This is a genomic window from Amycolatopsis sp. NPDC051373, from assembly GCF_040689465.1.
Classification (GTDB): Bacteria; Actinomycetota; Actinomycetes; order Mycobacteriales; family Pseudonocardiaceae; genus Amycolatopsis.
Window position 1 is genome coordinate 176,590 of record NZ_JBFBAE010000004.1, and the last position, 14,958, is coordinate 191,547.

Here is a 14,958-nt window from a genome sequence, read left to right on the forward strand (position 1 = left end):
CCCACGCTCCTTCTCCCGAGCGGACACCCGGACCCCACCCTGCCGTGTCGAGCGCCGCGGCGACAGTCCCGAAGGGTTGACTTCACCCGGTGTATAACGCCCTACACGGCGCGGCGGTGATCCTCGTCCGGGTCAGAGGCCGGTCAACCGCGTCAGACCGGCGAACCCGTCTTCGGTGCCGGGCCAGTGGGCCCGGACGGCGTCGATCCCGGCGTGGCGCACGACGCTGCGCAGCACGAGGGTGACGACGATGGCGTCGTCCGCGTAGCCGAGCACCGGGATGAAGTCCGGGATCAGGTCGATCGGCAGCGCGAGGTAGAGCAGCAGCAGACCGAGCCGCACCCGCACGCCGCGGGGGAGGTCCCGGTCGGCGGCCAGGCGGCGGATCAGCCGCAGGACGTCGGGAAGCAGGCGCAGCGCCTCGCGCAACAGGTCGCCGCGCGGGCGGGCCACGACGAGCACGGCCACGAGGGCGAGCCACAGCACCAGCACCCCGGCGGCGATCCCTAGCAGCAGGTCCCACCAGAACGAGCCGGTCACCGGTTCGGGCCGGGATCGTCGGGGGCGAGGTCAACCATCACGGCCTGATGTTACGGAAGCGCAATTCAGGACCGCAGTCGGCGGTTCTTGATCCCGTACTGCGCCATCTTCCGGTAGATCGTCGCGCGGCCCATGCCGAGCTCGGCGGCCGCGCGGACGACGGTGGCCCCGGGCTGGGCGAGGCAGCGGACGATCTCGTCGCGTTCCATCGCCTGCAGGCGGCTGAGGCGGTGGCCCGTGGTGGTGAACACCTCCGGCGGCAGGTGGTGCGTGTCGACGGTGTCCGCGCGGGCGGCGGCCTCGGCGACGACGCGCCGGAGCTGCTTGGCGTTGTCGGGCCAGTCGTGGGTCGCCAGGGCGCGGGCGGCGGCGGGGGTGAAGGAGACGGCGCGGCCGCGGGCGCGGTGGGCGAAGTGGTGGGCCAGGGGGAGGATGTCGTCGGGTCGCAGCCGCAGGGGCGGGAGCTCGACGACGGTGTCCACGAAGGACAGCAGCGGCTGCGGGATGGCGGCGGAATCCGTTGCGGTCAGGACGAAACCGGTCGGGTGGCCGGTGAAGCGGGCGGCCAGCTCGCCGGCGGCCCAGGCGGGCAGGGCGTCGACGCCGGAGACGATCACGCACGTGTCGGCCTTGCCGACCTCCGGGGCCCACATCGCGAGCCACGCGTCCACGTCGTCGGGCGCGGGCGGTCGTGCGTTGAGCACGCGCTCGCGCGGGCGCAGCTCACGACGGGCCAGCGCGGCCAGCGCCGTCTTGCCGGCGCCCGGCTCGCCGACCACCGCGACGGTGCGGCCGCGGCCCATCGTGTCCATCGCCTCCAGCAGCGCGTGCTGCCACGCGGCCGAGAGCTCCGGCGGGTCGATGCGGTCGGCGTACACGCGGAAGACCTCGCCGCGCGGGGCGGGGCGCGGGCGGCGGCCCGAGGCGCGCGCGAGCATCAGCGAGGAGGTGTGGCCGGCGGCCGTCTGGGCCAGCGCGAGCAGCAGGCCCGAGGACTGCTCGGACCACGTCGTGAGGTTCACGCTGCCCGCCAGCGCGCCCGTGATCGGGTCGGGCACGGGCACGGCGGCGCACGTATAGCCGCGCAGGCTCGTGCAGTAGTGCTCACCCGCGCGGACCAGTGACGGCGCGCGATCGGCGAGCGCCAGGGCGAGGCCGTTGGTGCCGGCGTTGCTCTCCGCGTAGGAGAACCCCGGGGCGAGGTGCACCCGATCGAGCGACCGGGTCATCCCCGGGTCGCCGCACAGCCGGCTGAGCACCAGGCCTTCGCTGTCGGTGAGCATCAGGCTGATGGGTTCGTCGGCCAGCGTCGCGTGCAGGCCGCGCAGCACCTCGTTGCCGCATTCGAACAGCAGCGAGCCCGTGTCGACCGTGGCCGTGAACACGGGTTTCACCTCGTCGTCGGGCACCCCGTAGCGCGCGCTGCGCCGCCAGGACGCCCGAAGCCTCGGCGTGGTGTCGCCGCGGGGCTCGAGCCCGTCACCGCGTGTCATGCCACCTCCCGGAAGACGCCACACTGCGTCTCGGCCGTCTGTGCGTCCGGCTTGGGCAAGGCTAGAAGACCCAGGGTAGCCGCCGCCGCACTCTCGTGTCTCAAATCGAGACAGCAAGGGCCACCTCATCCGGCAATGATCGCCCTAAGTTCCGGTCTTGACGTGCCGATGTGGTCACGAATGCGGAGGAAAGCCCATGTACACCAAGGACGGCGAGAAGTACTTCATCCTCGATGCGCACGTCGCGCTCTGGGACGCCCGGCCGGAGAACCAGCGCAACATCCACGGCAAACAGTTCATCGACTGCTTCTACGACTACCACCGCAACCTCAGCCCCGAGTCCGAGGTGTGGTCGTACGAGGACTACCTCTACTACGGTGGCGAGCGGCTGATGAAGGACCTGTTCACCGACGGGTACGTGGACCACGCCATCTTCCAGCCCGCGGCCCTGCCCGCCTTCTACAACAACAACTTCGGGCAGACCGACGAGGCGTTCGCGCTGGCGCAGAAGCACCCCGACAAGCTCACCTACAACCACTGCTGGGACCCGCGCTACGGCGAGGACGGCCTCAAGCAGCTGCGTGAGGACGCGAAGCGCTTCAATCTCAAGGGCGCGAAGCTGTACACGGCCGAGTGGTTCGGCGACTCGCGCGGCTGGAAGCTCGACGACAAGTGGAGCTACAAGTACCTGGAGGCCGCGCAGGAGCTGGGGATCAAGAACATCCACATCCACAAGGGCCCGACGATCCGGCCCCTGGACCGCGACGCGTTCGACGTCGCCGACGTGGACAAGGTCGCCACCGACTTCACCGAGCTCAACTTCGTGATCGAGCACTGCGGCCTGCCCCGGCTCGAGGACTTCTGCTGGATCGCCACGCAGGAGCCGAACGTGCACGCCGGCCTCGCGGTCGCGATGCCGTTCATCCACACACGGCCGCGGTACTTCGCGCAGATCATCGGCGAGCTGCTCTACTGGCTCGACGAGAACCGCATCCAGTTCTCCAGCGACTACGCGATCTGGACGCCGAAGTGGCTCGTCGAGAAGTTCGTGGACTTCCAGATCCCCGAGGACATGACGGAGTACGCGCCGCTCACCACGGAGATCAAGAAGAAGATCCTGGGCCTCAACGCCGCGGCTATGTACGACATCCCGGTGCCCGAGGAGCTGCAGGTGAAGAACCCGCCCGCGGAGGCGAAGGCCGAAGCGGCGGCGGTTGCCTGATGCCCGATCTCGAAGAGCTGGCGCGCAGTGCGCTCGACTCGGTCTACGACCCGGAGCTCGACGAACCCATCACCGATCTGGGGTTCGTGCGTTCCGTGGCCGCGACCGAGGACGAGCTCACCGTGCACCTGCGGCTGCCGACCTCGTTCTGCTCGCCCAACTTCGCGTACCTCATGGCTTCGGACGCGAAGGACGTGCTCACCGCCCTGCCGGGCGAGCGGCGCGTGGTCGTGCAGCTCGACGACCACCACGACTCCGACCTGATCAACCGCGGCCTCGCCGCCGACGCCGGGTACCTCGGCACGTTCGGCTCCGAGGCCGAGAAGGACCTCGACGAGCTGCGGCTCACCTTCCGGCGCAAGGCCCACACGGCCGCCATGGAGCGGGCGCTGACGGGCTTGCTGCGCGCGGACAAGGACCTGAAGGAAGAAGATCTGCACGACGTCACGCTCGGCGGCCTGCCCGCGGGCCGCACGACCGACGCGCTGTTGCGGCGGCGGACGGCGCTCGGCCTGAGCGTCGAACCGGGTGAACCGGTGCTCGTCGACGAGCACGGCGAGCCCTACCCGCGTGAGGAAGTGCCGCTGCGGCTGCGGTTCGCCCGGTCGATCCGGATCTCGATCGACGGCAACGCGCACTTCTGCCGCGGTCTGCTTCGCACGCGTTACCCCGGGTCGGAGACCGACCAGACGACCCGGCCGCACGACCCGTCCGTTTCGGCTGTCGCCGGTGAGGAGGCACGAGCTTCGTGAAGGCTGTCCAGGTCGTCGGGTACGACGAGAAGCTGCGCATGACCGACGTTCCCGAACCCGAGGTGACCGGGCCGCACGACGTGCTCGTGCGCATCGGCGGGGCGGGCGTGTGCCGTACCGACCTCCACATCCTCGAGGGGCAGTGGGCGGAGAAGTCCGGCGTCACGCTGCCTTACACGATCGGGCACGAGAACGCGGGCTGGGTGCAGGCCGTGGGCTCCGCCGTCACGAACGTGGCCGAGGGCGACAAGGTGATCGTGCACCCGCTGATCACGTGCGGGCTGTGCCCCGCGTGCCGGCGCGGCGACGACGTGCACTGCGAGAACAGCCAGTTTCCCGGCATCGACACCGCCGGCGGCTACGCGCAGGTGCTCAAGACGTCGGCACGCAGCGTGGTCAAGCTCGACGACTCGCTGGAGCCTTCGGACGTCGCGGCCCTGGCCGACGCCGGCCTCACCGCGTACCACGCGGCGGCCAAGGCCTCGCGTCGCCTTCACCCGGGCGACAAGTGCGTGGTGATCGGCGCGGGCGGGCTCGGGCACATCGGTATCCAGGTGCTCAAGGCGATGACCGCGGCGGAGCTGATCGTGGTCGACCGCAACGCCGACGCGGTGAAGCTGGCCGAGTCGATCGGCGCGGACCATGGTGTGGTCGCCGACGGCGGCCACGTGGCGGCCGTGCAGGAGCTGACGGGCGGCCACGGCGCGGAGGTCGTGGTCGACTTCGTCGGCGAGGGCGGCGCGACGCGCGACGGCGTGGCGATGCTGCGCCGCGCGGGCGACTACCACGTGGTGGGCTACGGCGAGAACATCAACATCCCGACGATCGACGTGATCTCCACCGAGATCAACTTCATCGGGAACCTCGTCGGCTCCTACACCGACCTGTGCGAGCTGATGGTGCTGGCCGCGCAGGACAAGGTGAAGCTGCACACCACGAAGTACTCGCTCGACAACTTCCAGCAGGCCCTCGACGACCTCGATGGCGGCCGCATCCGCGGGCGGGCGATCCTGGTCCCGTGAGCGCGGCCGTCCACAGCGGACGCGCCCGCGGCGGCGCTACGCTGCTGAGGGCACGAAGGAGGAACAGATGATCTTCATCACCGTGAAGTGGCAGATCAAGCCGGAGTACGCGGACCGGTGGCCGGAGCTCTCGCGGGAGTTCACCGAGGCCACGCGAGCCGAACCGGGCAACAAGTGGTTCGACTGGTCCCGCAGCCTCGACAACCCGAACGAGTACGTCCTCGTGGAGGCCTTCGCCGACGACGCGGCCGCGGCGCATGTCAACGCGGACCACTTCAAGAAGGCGCAGGCCGACTTCCCGCAGTATCTGCAGAAGACCCCGGACATCATCAACACCACTCTCGACCAGGACACCTGGTCGGAGCTGGGCGAGATGAAGGTCGGCTGAGGCGCTCGAACACGACGACGGCGGTGGACCCCTGGGCGGGTGCGCCGCCGTTGTCGTCTGCCGCACCCTCTCGATCGAAGGTGGCGTGTCTGTGACGATCGGAACGAACGCGGGATGGTCGTGCTGTGGTCGGGACCAGCCGGTGGCGCGAGTGAACCGGATCATCGCGACTTCGCCCGACGGGCGGACTCGACGGCTTGGTCGGCGTCGGTACACGGGGACTCGACGTTCCGGCCGGCACGGTCCTGTCGGACTTCGACGACACGCACCTGGTCTTCGCCGCGCTCAGCGCCCGCGACGTGCCCGTGCATTTCGCGAGGACCATCCCTGAGCTGCTCGACCTGATCCGGCAGCCGCGCTTCGGTCGCGCCGCCGGGGGAGTCGGCGCTGCGCGGGAGCCTCAAGGCGGCCGGCTCGCCGATTTGACGGTGTGGCCGGGAGATCCGCTGACCCGCGCCGTCGGGGAACTGCGGGCACTCGTGCCGATGCACAAGGTCCTCGGCGGCCGGACGATCCACGGCGGGAGCTGAGCAGCGGCGGCGGTGCGAGCGCGTCCGGGGTAGGCAGGACGGGTGCGCGTCTCGGTGCTCGACACCTCCCCGATCGTGCGAGGGGCCACGGCTGCCGAGGCCCTGCACCGCACTGTGGACCTCGCGGTGCTGGCCGACGAGCTCGGGTACCACCGCTACTGGGTGCCCGAGCACCACGGAATGCGCGGGATCGCCGGCTCGGCGCCGGCGGTGGTCGTGGGGCGGCTCGCGGCGGCGACGAGCCGGACCCGGGTGGGTGCCGGCGGGGTGCTGCTGCCGAACCACGCGCCGATCGTGGTGGCCGAGCAGCTCGGCACGCTGGCGGCGTTCCACCCGGGCCGCATCGACCTCGGGCTCGGGCGGGCGCTCGGCGGTCCTCGCGCCGCCGCGGACGCCGTGCGCGGCGAGCGGGAGCGCTCGGCGAAAACCTTTGCGGAACAAGTGAAAGAGCTGCTGGGCTACTTCGCCGCGACGGGTCCGTCCGCCCGGTGCCCGCGGTCGGCAACACGCCGGAGGTATGGGTGCTGGGGTCGAGCCCGGCCCGGCGCGCGGGTGGCTGCCGGGCTCGGGCTGCCCTACGCGTTCGCCCACCACCTCAACGCTCGCGACGCGTTCGAAGCGCTGCTGTCCGACCGGGAGATCACCGTGCGCCCGACGCTGCTGAGCGTTGCCGTGATCGCGGCGGACACCGACGAACACGCGGAGTGGCTCGCGGGACCCGAGCGACTGAAGATCCTGAGCCGGCACCACGCCCGCCGGATTCTGTTACCCGACCCGGAAACGGCCGCCGCGCACCCGTACACCGAGGCCGGCCGCGCGGAGCTCGAGGCGCGGTGCGGCCACCTCGTGGTGGGTTCGCCTTCGACCGTGCAGGAGCGGCTGCAGGGCCTGCGAGACCGGACGGCTCCGCACGAGCTGATGATCACCACTCCCGTGTACGACCACGCGGACCGGCGGCATTCGTACGAGCTCGTCGCCGACGTCGTGAACCGGCTGCTGCCCGCGCACAGCGACTAGGTCGACGGTCCACTGTGGTCAGAGCGGCCGTCGCCGCCGGGCCGTCTCGGAGGGCAGCTCGCCGAACCGCGCGCGGTACTCCTGCGCGAACCGGCTCAGGTGCGTGAAGCCGCAGGAGGACGCGATCTCGGCCACCGTCCGGTCGGCGCCGAGCAGGGCGCGGTGCGCGCGGCCGAGCCGGATGTCGCGCAGCAGCGCCGTCGGCGTGGGAACGGCTCGCCCCCGCGGCGATCTGCCTGACCGAGCCGGACGTCGTGCAGGAAAGACGAATCCATCGCGTGCTTCGGCAAGAGGCGTTCAACACGATCGTCGGGCTCACCGCGGGCGGGTGAGGCAGACTCGCCGACGCCGCTCGGAGAGGAGTGTCATGAGCGTGACCACGGGAAGCACCGGCGTCGACGGCGGGCTGTTCCGCGAAGCCATGGCGGGGGTGTGCGCGCCGGTGTCCATCGTGACGACGCTGCACGACGGGGTGGCCCACGGCACCACGGTCAGCGCGTTCGCGTCGCTGTCGGCCGATCCGCCGCTGGTCAGCGTCGCGCTGGACACCGGTTCGCGGCTGCCGGCCCGCGTGCGGCTTTCGGGCCGGCTCGGGATCAACGTGCTGACGCGCGAGCACGCCGGCCTCGCCCTGGCCTTCGCGGGCAAGGGCGATCGACAAGTTCGCCAGCTCGAGTGGTCTCTGGAAGACCGGCTGCCGCGGCTGCCCGGTGCGGGCTGGCTGGCCTGCACCGTGGCCGATCTCGTGCGCGGTGGCGACCACGTCGTCGCGTTCGCGCAGGCCACGTCGGCGGTGCCGCGGCTGGCCGAGCCGCTGACCTACCACAACCGGGCGTTCGGAACGCACCTGCCGCAGCAGGTCGGACGAGAGGAGAAGGCGTGAAGGTCGTCATCGGTGCGGAGCTTCGGCCGGCGCTGGTCGAAGCCGAGGAGCTGACGTCACTGTCGGTCGAACGAGCCGAGGGAGTGACCGAAGCCGACGTCGACGCGGCGTTGCGCGGCGCCGGCGCCGGCACCGCGGCCGGCGGGCACGCGTGGCTGTCGGTGGCGTGGCTGCGGGGTGAAGGACCCGGTCACGATCCACAGTGGACGGAAGCGTTCGGGAAGATGATCGTTTACGCTGAAAGCAAGGGCTGGACCGATCCGCAACGGGACGCGGTGCGGGCCCACCTGTCGTGATGGGGACGGCGTGAAGGGGAAGCGGATGCCGGACGCGATCGTGATCGGCAGTGGCGTCAACGGCCTGGTGGCGGCGGCCGAACTGGCCGGTGCGGGCTGGTCGGTGACGCTCGTGGAGCGCAACGACCGGCTCGGCGGGTTCATCGCGAGCGAGGAACGCACGCTCCCGGGCTACGTGCACGACACGTTCTCCTCCTGGCATCCGCTGTTCGTCTCGGGCGGCGCGTACGCGGCGCTGGGGGAGGAACTGCACCGGCACGGGCTCGTCTACCGCAACGCCGACGGGCCGCTCGTCGCGAGCATCGCCGACGACGGGCACGCCGTGGTCGCGCACCGCGAGCCGGAGCAGACCGCGGCGGAGTTCGCGCACGCCGAGGACCGCACCCGGTACCTGAAGGCGTTGCAGGACTTCCTGGACCACGCCGGCCCGGTCGGCGGGCTGATGGGTTCGGAGCTGCGCTCGCCTCTGTTGCTGAAGCACGCCGGCGGGCTCGCGCGCGGCCTCGGCCGCACGGGGACCGAACGCTGGCTGCGTGACTTCGTGAGCAGCGGCCGTTCGTGGTGCGCGCGGGAGTTCACCGGCTCCGAGGTCGACCACCTGTGGATCCCGTGGCTGCTGCACGCGGGCTTGGCACCCGACCAGGCCTCGGGCGGGTTCCTCGTGCCGGTGCTGGCGGCGACCATGCACGGGTTCGGCCTGCCCGTGGTCGAGGGCGGGGCCGGACGGTTCGTCGAGGCGTTCCGGTCGCTGCTCGAAGCCCGGGGCGTGGAGATCCACACGGGCGCGCCGGTCGAACGCATCCTCGTCGAGGGCGGCCGCGCAGTCGGTGTCGTGGCTGGCGGGAAAACCTTGCGGGCCACATGGGCCGTCGTCGCCTCAGTGACGCCGACGGCCCTGTACGGCGAGCTGCTGCCGGCCGGGTCCGTGCCCGAGCAGGTCACCGACGAGGCCCGGCGCTTCCGTTACGGCCGCGCGGAGCTGCAGATCCACGTCGCCCTGTCCGCGCCGCTGGACTGGCGCGACGAGCGGCTGCGCGAAATCCCGCTCGTCCATGTCTCCGACGGTTCGGCGAGCACCGGCATCGCCTGCGCCCAGGCGGAAGCCGGCCTGCTGCCGGACCGCCCGACGATCGTCGTCGGCCAGCAGTACCTGCTCGACCCGTCACGCGTCCCAGAGGGTGCGGCCGCGTTGTGGTTGCAGCTGCAGGAAACGCCGTTCGCCCCGGTCGGTGACGCGGCGGGGGAGCTCGACGTCACCGGCGGCTGGACGTCGCGGCTCGCTTCCGCCTACGCCGACCGCGTGCTGGACCGGATCGCGCGGCACGCGCCCGGGCTGCGGGACAAGGTGCTGGCCGTCGACGTGATCACCCCGCCGGACCTCGAAGCGGCGAACGTCAACGCCGTCGCCGGCGACCCGTACGGCGGCGCCGCCGAAGTCGATCAGAGCTTCCTCTGGCGCCCGTTGCCCAGCGCGGCCCACCACCGCACGCCGGTGCCGGGGCTGTGGCACATCGGCGCGTCGACGCACCCGGGAGCCGGGCTCGGCGGCGGCTCGGGCCACCTCGTCGCCCAGAGCCTCACCACGCCTTCGCGCGTGGAGACGGCGAAGGCCATGCTGACGTCGTGGTTGAGGGGCTCGCGCACCTGAGCGCGGGTCGGCGACGGCGGGTGCGGCGGCCGGGAAACCGACCTAGCATCAGCGGTCACGGCGGCAGGCGGGAGACGGCATGGCGGCCGGCAGCGAACCCCTCGGCACCCCGCCCGCGAAGGCGGTCCTGCGCCGCGCACGGGCGATCCTGCGGTCGTTCGACGCGAGCTCGTCCGTGCTCGGGATCAGCGAGCTCGCCCGCCGCAGCGGCCTGCCGAAGGCGACGGTCCACCGGCTCGTGCAGGAGCTCGTCGAATGCGAGCTGCTGGAGCGCGACGGGCACCGCTACCGTCTCGGCACCTGGCTCTACGAGCTCGGCCAGCGCGCGCCCGCACACCGCTCGCTGCGCGTGGTCGCCGCGCCGTTCCTCGACGATCTGGCGCACGTCACGCAGGAGACCGTGCTGCTGGTCGTGCCCGGTCAGGGCGGGATGCTGTTCACCGAGAAGTACGTCGGCAGCCGGGGCCGCGGCCGCGTCGTCACGCAGCTCGACGGCCGCGTCCCCCCGCATTCCGCGGCTTCCGGCAAGGCGATCCTCGCGTTCGGCCCGCCCGAGCGTGTCGACGAGCTGTGCGCCACGACCGGTTCCGAAACGCAGCCGCCGCTGGACGAGCGGCGGTTGCGCGCCGAGCTCGCCGAGATCCGCCGCCGCGGCTACGCCGTGTCGCACATCGAGCCGGCCCCGGGCTACGGCGCCATCGCGGCCCCGGTCTGGTCCGACGCGACCGTGGTCGCGGCCCTGAGCATCGTGGCGCCGGGTGACCGGCTCGACATCGGCCGGTTCTCGGCCGCGCTGCAGCTGGCCTGCACTGCGTTGACTCGCCGCCTCCGCGGCTCTCGCGCACAAGCGTTCCGCTGACTGGACCGTTGGCCTTCTGCGTGCCGCGGCGCCGTCGCACCATGGCCGCTCCCCATCGGGACGCGCGCCGTCCCGGCACCCGAGGAGGACCAATGGCGGACTCTCTTCACCCACCGCGGCAGTCGATGCGCCGCGTCGTGCTGGCGAGCCTTATCGGCAATGCCCTGGAGTGGTACGACTTCTTCCTCTACGGCACCGCCGCCGCGATCGTGTTCAACAAGCTGTTCTTCCCGGCGGTCGATCCGATCGCGGGCACCATCGCCGCGTTCGGCACCTACGCGCTCGGCTTCGCTGCTCGGCCCATCGGCGGCATCATCTTCGGCCACTTCGGTGACCGCATCGGCCGGCGCGCGATGCTCGTGACCACCCTGACGCTGATGGGGCTCGCGACGGCGCTGGTCGGCGTGCTGCCGACGTACCAGCAGATCGGGCTGTGGGCACCGATTCTGCTGACCGTGCTGCGGATCGTGCAGGGCATCGCGGTCGGCGGCGAGTGGGGCGGCGGCGTGCTGCTGATCAGCGAGAACGCCGACCCTAAGCGGCGCGGCATGCAGACGGCGCTGGGCCAGAGCGGCGTCAGCATCGGGTTCGTGCTCAGTGCGGCGGTGTTCGCGCTGCTCAGCGGGACCACGAGCACGGAGGCGTTCCAGTCGTGGGGCTGGCGGATCCCGTTCCTCGTGGGGGTCGTGCTCATGGTCGTCGGGCTGGTGATCCGGATGAACGTGCTGGAGACGCGGTCGTTCGCCCAGGTGCAGCGGCGTCACGAGACCGAGCGGTTCCCCGTGCTCGCCGCGATCCGCAAGCACCCGCGTGCGGTGGTGGTGTCCTTCGGCGCCCGCCTCGCCGAGAACGGCGGCAGCTACATCTTCCTGGTCTTCGTGCTCACCTACGCGAGCCACATCGGCATCCCGCAGTGGGTGACGTTGGTCGGGGTGATCCTCGGCGAGCTCCTCGAAGCCTTCACGATGCCGTTGTGGGGCGCGCTGTCCGACCGCGTGGGCCGGCGCCCGGTGTACCTCGGCGGCGCGATCGCGATGATCGTGTGGGCGGTGCCGTTCTTCGCGCTGCTGCACACCCGCGAGACCTGGCTGGTGTGGCTGGCCGTCGTGGTCGCCAACGCCGCGTGCCACAGCGCGATGATCGGCGTGCAGGCGAGCTTCTTCAGTGAGCTGTTCGGCAGCGGCGTACGCTACAGCGGGGTCGCGCTCGGCCACGAGCTCGCGTCGGTCCTCGCCGGTGGGCTGTCCCCGCTCATCGCGACGGTGCTGCTGGCGTGGAGCGGATCGTGGTGGCCGGTCGCCGCCTACCTCGGATTGCTGGGTCTCCTCACGGTCGCCGCGCTCGCGTGGGCACCGGAAACGCGGGCCCGCGACCTCGACGCCGTCGGGCAACCCGAGCCCGCGCAGCCGGCGAGCGAGCTCGCCCGATGACCGCGGCTCTCGTCGCCGCGTACGAGCACCCCTACACCCGGCACGCGGGTCCCGGGACGACCACAGAGCACGTGCTCACCGCCGCGTTCCACGGGGTCCTGCGCGAATCCGGCCTGCAGCCGGACGACGTGGACGGGCTCGGCGTCGCCAGCTTCACCCTCGCGCCCGACCACGCGATCGACCTGGCCTGGCGGCTCGGGCTGCGGCTGCGCTGGCTCATGCAAGACCCGCACGGCGGCGCGAGCGGGCTCAACCTCCTGCAGCACGCGGTGCGCGCGGTCGAGGCCGGTGACGCCCGGACCGTGGTCCTACTCGCCGGAGACCACCTCGACCGCCCGGCGTTCTGCGAGCTCGTCGCGAACTACAACCGGGCGACGGCGGAAACCCTGACGCCACTGGGCATTTCCGGCCCGAACGCGCTGTTCGCCATGCTCACTCAGCGGCATATGCGGGCCACGGGGCTGACGGAAAAGGACTACGCGCAGGTACCGATCGCGCAGCGGTGGTGGGCCGGCCGCAATCCCGGCGCCGTGTATCGCGCGCCGCTGGGGCTCGACGAGTATCTGGCCGCTCCCGTCGTCGCGGTCCCGCTGCGCCGCTACGACTGCGTGCCGGTGGTGACCGGCGCGGACGCCGTGGTCGTCACCGCCGCCGCGCGGGGCGCCCGGGCCGAGGTTCGCGCGTTCGGGGCGAGCCACAACCACGACGGGCAGCAGGGCGACGGACTCCACACCGGGCACCACCTGATCGCCGACCGGCTGTGGGCGGACGCGGCGCTCGGGCCGGCCGACGTCGGTCTCGCCTGCGTCTACGACGACTACCCGGTGATGGCCCTGGCCCAGCTGCAGGACCTCGGCCTCGCGCCGGACCCCGGCCGGCTGCTGCACGAGCGGCTCGCCGTCGGCCACTGGCCGCTGAACCCGTCGGGCGGCCAGCTCTCCGCCGGCCAGGCGGGAGCCGCCGCCGGGCTGCACGGTCTCGTCGAGGCCGTGCGGCAGCTGCTGGGGCGCGCGGGCGAGCGGCAGGTGGCCGCCCGCCACGCGCTCGTGACCGGCTACGGGATGGTCCTGCACCGCTACGGCGCCTGCGCCAACGCCGCGATTCTGGAGGGAAAACGATGACGGACTCGCCGACCGCGCGCGTCGAGCAGGTGACCGAGGCGAAAGGCGTCCGCGTGGCGACGCTGCGCACCACGAGCGGGGCCGTGGTCGTCGGCCGGCTCGAGGGCGACGAGGAACCCGGGGCCGACGTCCGCGTGACCGCGGCACCGGAGGGCCCCGGCACGGCGTGGGTGCCGACGGCCCCTCGGCTGCCGGACCGGTCGGAGTCGCTGCGGGCGCTGTGGCCCGACGCGTGCACCGTGCCGAAGCTGCTGACCGGGCAGGCCGAGCGGCACGGGGACCGGCCGCTGGTCGTCTGCGGCGAGATGACGTGGACGTACCGGGACACCGCGGACCGCGCCGCGCGAGCGGCGGGGATGCTCCAACGGCGCGGGGTCGTGGCCGGGGACCGGGTCGCGCTGCTGTGCGGGAACCGGTTGGAACTGCTGGAAATCATGCTCGGCTGCGCGTGGCTCGGGGCGATCGCCGTGCCGCTGAACACCGCGTTGCGGGGCGCGGGACTGCGGCACACGCTGGCCGACTCCGGTGCGCGTGTGCTCGTCGCCGAGCCGCACCTGGTCACCGCGCTGGAGCACGTTGACGTCCCGGAGACGCTGGCGCAGGTCTGGGTGCTCGACGGCCCGGACCACCCCGTGCTCGCCGACGCCGTGCCACCGGTCGACGCCGCACCCGGTGACACGCTGGCCATCCTGTACACGTCGGGCACCACGGGGCTGCCAAAGGGCGTGTGCTGCCCGCACGCCCAGTTCTTCTGGTTCGGCGTCGGGGTCGGCGAATGCCTGGAGATCGGCGCGGACGACGTGCTCTACACCTGCCTGCCGCTGTTCCACATCAACGCGCTCACCGCGTTCTTCCAGGCTCTGCTGACCGGCGCCCGGATCGTGTTCGGCGCGAAGTTCTCCGTGTCACGCTATTGGGCCGAGGCGGCCGCGTGCGGGGCGACGGTGACCTACGTCCTCGGCGCCATGGTGCAGATGCTCCTGGCCGCGCCCGAGTCCGAAGTGGACAGCCGGCACCAGGTTCGGATCGCCCTGGCGCCGGCGACCCCGCCCATGTCCCACGAGCAGTTCCACGCGCGGTTCGGCGTGCGGCTGATCGAGGGGTACGCCTCGACCGAGACCAACATGATGGTCGGGGCTCACGCATCGACCCAACGGCCGGGCTTGATGGGCGTGGTGCTGCCCGACTACGAGGCACGCGTGGTCGACGCGGCCGGGCTCGACGTCCCGGACGGGGAAGCGGGGGAGCTGCTGTGCCGCTCGCGCCTGCCGTACGCGTTCGCGACCGGCTACTTCGGCAACCCCGCCGCGACGGCCGCGTCCTGGCACGACCTGTGGTTCCACACCGGTGATCGCGTGGTGCGCGACGGGGCCGGGTGGCTGCGGTTCGTCGACCGCGTGAAGGACAGCATCCGCCGCCGGGGCGAGAACATTTCGTCGATGGAGGTGGAGCAGGTCCTGGGCGAGCACCCGGCCGTCGCGGCGGTCGCCGTGTTCGCCGTGCCGTCGGAGCTCGCCGAGGACGAGGTGATGGCCGCGGTCGTCACCCGGGCGGAGGTGACGCCGCTGGAGCTCGTCCGGTGGTGCGAGCCGCGGCTGTCGTACTTCGCGATCCCGCGGTACGTCGACCTCGTGGACTCGCTGCCGCTGACGGAGAACGGCAAGGTGCGCAAGGCCGTCCTGCGCGCCCGGGGGGTGAGCGACGGGACGTGGGACCGCGTGGCGGCGGGCTACCGGCTCCTGCGGTGAACCGGAGCC

At 72.0% G+C, this 14,958-nt stretch carries 16 protein-coding genes; 13 read left to right on the top strand and 3 right to left on the bottom strand.

All coding sequences use genetic code 11. The annotated features are described in order from the left end of the window. Positions 1 to 132: 132 nt before the first annotated feature. Together AB0383_RS09205 and AB0383_RS09210 are read right to left on the bottom strand one after the other, a co-directional pair. Positions 133 to 540, bottom strand: a complete 408-nt coding sequence (locus tag AB0383_RS09205) for a YkvA family protein (protein WP_364183872.1) — start codon at positions 538 to 540, stop codon at positions 133 to 135. A 65-nt stretch (positions 541 to 605) separates the two neighbouring features. Then, the gene (locus tag AB0383_RS09210) at positions 606 to 2,033 is read right to left on the bottom strand and encodes a helix-turn-helix domain-containing protein (protein ID WP_366186234.1); all 1,428 of its coding nucleotides are present in this window, start codon (positions 2,031 to 2,033) and stop codon (positions 606 to 608) included. 196 nt (positions 2,034 to 2,229) lie between these two features. Between AB0383_RS09210 and AB0383_RS09215 the strand changes: the two genes are divergently transcribed. From AB0383_RS09215 to AB0383_RS09240, 6 genes are all read left to right on the top strand, one after another. Next, complete coding sequence (locus AB0383_RS09215; RefSeq protein WP_364183877.1) at positions 2,230 to 3,255, top strand: amidohydrolase family protein; 1,026 nt, start codon at positions 2,230 to 2,232, stop codon at positions 3,253 to 3,255. Continuing rightward, positions 3,255 to 4,007, top strand: a complete 753-nt coding sequence (locus tag AB0383_RS09220) for an iron-sulfur cluster assembly protein (RefSeq protein WP_366186236.1) — start codon at positions 3,255 to 3,257, stop codon at positions 4,005 to 4,007. Before AB0383_RS09215 ends, AB0383_RS09220 begins: the two co-directional genes overlap by 1 nt. Continuing rightward, positions 4,004 to 5,029 (top strand): NAD(P)-dependent alcohol dehydrogenase, encoded by a 1,026-nt coding sequence (locus AB0383_RS09225; RefSeq protein WP_364183882.1) that lies wholly within the window; start codon positions 4,004 to 4,006, stop codon positions 5,027 to 5,029. The genes AB0383_RS09220 and AB0383_RS09225 overlap by 4 nt, the downstream gene beginning before the upstream one ends. Positions 5,030 to 5,096: 67 nt before the next feature. Beyond that, positions 5,097 to 5,417, top strand: coding sequence for a putative quinol monooxygenase (locus AB0383_RS09230; protein ID WP_220240434.1), 321 nt, complete (start codon positions 5,097 to 5,099; stop codon positions 5,415 to 5,417). Positions 5,418 to 5,614: 197 nt separating this feature from the next. Continuing rightward, positions 5,615 to 5,947 (top strand): hypothetical protein, encoded by a 333-nt coding sequence (locus AB0383_RS09235; protein ID WP_366186238.1) that lies wholly within the window; start codon positions 5,615 to 5,617, stop codon positions 5,945 to 5,947. A gap of 42 nt (positions 5,948 to 5,989) precedes the next feature. Next, positions 5,990 to 6,964, top strand: a complete 975-nt coding sequence (locus AB0383_RS09240) for an LLM class flavin-dependent oxidoreductase (RefSeq protein ID WP_366186240.1) — start codon at positions 5,990 to 5,992, stop codon at positions 6,962 to 6,964. Positions 6,965 to 6,982: 18 nt separating this feature from the next. On the opposite strand, the gene AB0383_RS09245 is transcribed toward AB0383_RS09240, so the two are convergent. Continuing rightward, positions 6,983 to 7,159: a helix-turn-helix domain-containing protein gene (locus AB0383_RS09245; protein ID WP_364183954.1), complete on the bottom strand. Its 177-nt coding sequence runs from the start codon at positions 7,157 to 7,159 to the stop codon at positions 6,983 to 6,985. 172 nt (positions 7,160 to 7,331) lie between these two features. Here AB0383_RS09245 and AB0383_RS09250 point away from each other — a divergent pair, with 172 nt between their 5' ends. The 7 genes from AB0383_RS09250 to AB0383_RS09280 all read left to right on the top strand — a co-directional run bounded on the left by AB0383_RS09250 (position 7,332) and on the right by AB0383_RS09280 (position 14,949). After that, positions 7,332 to 7,847, top strand: coding sequence for a flavin reductase family protein (locus tag AB0383_RS09250; protein ID WP_366186242.1), 516 nt, complete (start codon positions 7,332 to 7,334; stop codon positions 7,845 to 7,847). After that, positions 7,844 to 8,143, top strand: a complete 300-nt coding sequence (locus tag AB0383_RS09255) for a hypothetical protein (protein WP_364183891.1) — start codon at positions 7,844 to 7,846, stop codon at positions 8,141 to 8,143. The genes AB0383_RS09250 and AB0383_RS09255 overlap by 4 nt, the downstream gene beginning before the upstream one ends. Positions 8,144 to 8,168: 25 nt before the next feature. Next, positions 8,169 to 9,791, top strand: a complete 1,623-nt coding sequence (locus AB0383_RS09260; protein ID WP_364183894.1) for an NAD(P)/FAD-dependent oxidoreductase — start codon at positions 8,169 to 8,171, stop codon at positions 9,789 to 9,791. A 79-nt stretch (positions 9,792 to 9,870) separates the two neighbouring features. After that, the gene (locus AB0383_RS09265; RefSeq protein ID WP_366186244.1) at positions 9,871 to 10,650 is read left to right on the top strand and encodes an IclR family transcriptional regulator; all 780 of its coding nucleotides are present in this window, start codon (positions 9,871 to 9,873) and stop codon (positions 10,648 to 10,650) included. 92 nt (positions 10,651 to 10,742) lie between these two features. Further along, the gene (locus AB0383_RS09270) at positions 10,743 to 12,080 is read left to right on the top strand and encodes an MFS transporter (protein ID WP_366186246.1); all 1,338 of its coding nucleotides are present in this window, start codon (positions 10,743 to 10,745) and stop codon (positions 12,078 to 12,080) included. After that, the gene (locus tag AB0383_RS09275) at positions 12,077 to 13,201 is read left to right on the top strand and encodes a thiolase family protein (RefSeq protein WP_364183902.1); all 1,125 of its coding nucleotides are present in this window, start codon (positions 12,077 to 12,079) and stop codon (positions 13,199 to 13,201) included. The genes AB0383_RS09270 and AB0383_RS09275 overlap by 4 nt, the downstream gene beginning before the upstream one ends. Then, positions 13,198 to 14,949, top strand: coding sequence for an ATP-dependent acyl-CoA ligase (locus tag AB0383_RS09280; protein WP_366186248.1), 1,752 nt, complete (start codon positions 13,198 to 13,200; stop codon positions 14,947 to 14,949). Before AB0383_RS09275 ends, AB0383_RS09280 begins: the two co-directional genes overlap by 4 nt. The last annotated feature ends 9 nt before the right edge of the window (positions 14,950 to 14,958 follow it).

Coding starts and splice junctions, on each gene's coding strand:
- AB0383_RS09215 (WP_364183877.1), top strand. CDS start 2,230: ATGTACACCAAGGACGGCGAGAAGTACTTCATCCTCGATGCGCACGTC.
- AB0383_RS09270 (WP_366186246.1), top strand. CDS start 10,743: ATGGCGGACTCTCTTCACCCACCGCGGCAGTCGATGCGCCGCGTCGTG.
- AB0383_RS09250 (WP_366186242.1), top strand. CDS start 7,332: ATGAGCGTGACCACGGGAAGCACCGGCGTCGACGGCGGGCTGTTCCGC.
- AB0383_RS09210 (WP_366186234.1), bottom strand. CDS start 2,033: ATGACACGCGGTGACGGGCTCGAGCCCCGCGGCGACACCACGCCGAGG.
- AB0383_RS09260 (WP_364183894.1), top strand. CDS start 8,169: ATGCCGGACGCGATCGTGATCGGCAGTGGCGTCAACGGCCTGGTGGCG.
- AB0383_RS09230 (WP_220240434.1), top strand. CDS start 5,097: ATGATCTTCATCACCGTGAAGTGGCAGATCAAGCCGGAGTACGCGGAC.
- AB0383_RS09265 (WP_366186244.1), top strand. CDS start 9,871: ATGGCGGCCGGCAGCGAACCCCTCGGCACCCCGCCCGCGAAGGCGGTC.
- AB0383_RS09220 (WP_366186236.1), top strand. CDS start 3,255: ATGCCCGATCTCGAAGAGCTGGCGCGCAGTGCGCTCGACTCGGTCTAC.
- AB0383_RS09280 (WP_366186248.1), top strand. CDS start 13,198: ATGACGGACTCGCCGACCGCGCGCGTCGAGCAGGTGACCGAGGCGAAA.
- AB0383_RS09275 (WP_364183902.1), top strand. CDS start 12,077: ATGACCGCGGCTCTCGTCGCCGCGTACGAGCACCCCTACACCCGGCAC.